This is a genomic window from Paenibacillus sp. 01L418, from assembly GCF_056400045.1.
In genome coordinates this window covers 1-1692 of record NZ_JBFTSN010000713.1, presented here as the reverse complement: position 1 = coordinate 1692, position 1692 = coordinate 1, and the positions used below count along the sequence as shown (strand labels likewise).

Annotated in this window: 1 protein-coding gene and 1 pseudogene; both read left to right on the top strand. The window is 45.1% G+C overall.

The features are described from left to right. A partial coding sequence (locus AC1DSE_RS34960; RefSeq protein WP_477529089.1) for a glycoside hydrolase family 30 protein occupies positions 1-870 on the top strand: 870 nt, incomplete at its 5' end. Positions 871-959: 89 nt separating this feature from the next. Further along, positions 960-1692 (top strand): annotated as a pseudogene (locus tag AC1DSE_RS34955) (sensor histidine kinase); the annotation flags it as partial.

Sequence of the window (1692 nt, the reverse complement as noted above, 5' to 3'; positions counted from 1 at the left end):
CTGCGCTGGGAGAAAGAAATTTTAGAAGCGTATGCGCTCTATTTCGTAAAGTTTGTTGAGGCATACAAGGCAGAAGGCATTACGATTCACCAGGTTCATGTTCAAAATGAGGTGGTTGCGGATCAGAAGTTTCCTTCCTGCGTATGGACGGGCGAGCAGCTTCGTGAATTTATACGTGATTATTTGGGACCTGCCTTCGAGAGGCACGGACTCGATACAGAAATATGGCTGGGCACAATTAATGCGCCGGAGGCATGGGATGAATGGCTGAAGAAGAAGGCAACTGATTTTGATGCGTATGCCAATACGGTGCTAAGCGACCCTGAAGCTTATAAATATGTGAAGGGCGTAGGCTATCAATGGGCAGGCAAGCATGCTTTGCAGCGTACCGTTCAAAGCTATCCTGAGCTTCGTTATATGCAAACGGAAAATGAATGCGGTGACGGTGAAAACAGTTGGTTCTATGCAAGATATGTGTTTAATCTCTATCATCATTATTTTACGAATGGCGTGAACGCTTATATTTACTGGAACATGGCGCTGGAACCAAAAGGCCGCAGCACATGGGGCTGGGAGCAAAATGCGATGCTGACCGTAGACAAGGAAAAGCAGCTTGCCATTCGTAATCCCGAGTATTATGTGATGAAGCATTTTGCCCACTTCACTTCGCCTGATGATCGAAGAATAGGGCTGAAAGGTCCATGGTCAGGCAATGCAATTGCTTTCGAGAAGCCGGACGGCACACGCATCATCGTCTTAACGAATCCATTCAATGAAAAAAGGGAGCTGCGTTTGTCCATCGGCTCCAAACACCAGCTGCTTGAGCTGGAACCCGAATCCTTTCATACAATTGTCATTCCATGTGGATGATGAAAGCATATAAACTAACGCCAGCAATCGATGGGGCGTTAGTTTTTTGCACACAATAGCTAGAAGAGAAGCGGGAGGCGAGAGAGCAAATGTTGGCCAAGCTAATCCGTTTACTGACAGAACCCTTCCGTCGCAGTATTCGGAATAAATTGATTTTTACGATGATTTTTTTATCCGTCATTCCGATTATAGCGGTTACTGCCTTAGCAGCCGAAAACAACCGAAAGTCGATGGAAGCGGAAGTAATCGGAACGAATTTATCCAATATGAAGTGGACTGGCGTCTACTTGGGCGAGCAGTTCTCGCAATTGAACAATCTCGTATATTCCGTACTCATCAGCCCTCATCTTAGTGATTATTTGGCAAGCACAGAGGGTTCACTGCTCGTTAACCAATTTGCCGCTCAAAAAAATATTATGGATACACTGAGCAATTTGTTTTATTCCGCAGGAAATCATGTCATCGGCGTCGAGCTGTTTTTGAAAGAGCCGCGAAAATTGTTTACCATAAGCGGAAATCAATATGATTTGGAAACTTCGCCTGCTATCCCTTCTCCTTATAAGCAGCTATTTGAGGAAAATAAAGATTTTCTTATTCAATCCAATAATGGGGATGAAGGTCACTTTCAATTGATTCGGAGCATTAACCGTTTTGAGAATCGGGAGAAGCTAGGCGGTATCTCGCTTAAAATTCGCTGGTCGATGCTTGATCAGACGCTTGATTTGATAGGCCGCGGCAAGGATCATCAGGTTCTGATCGCGAGCGAAGACGGAAATGTGCTTTATCAACGTTTCGGAGAGCGCCCGTCGGATAACATTATGC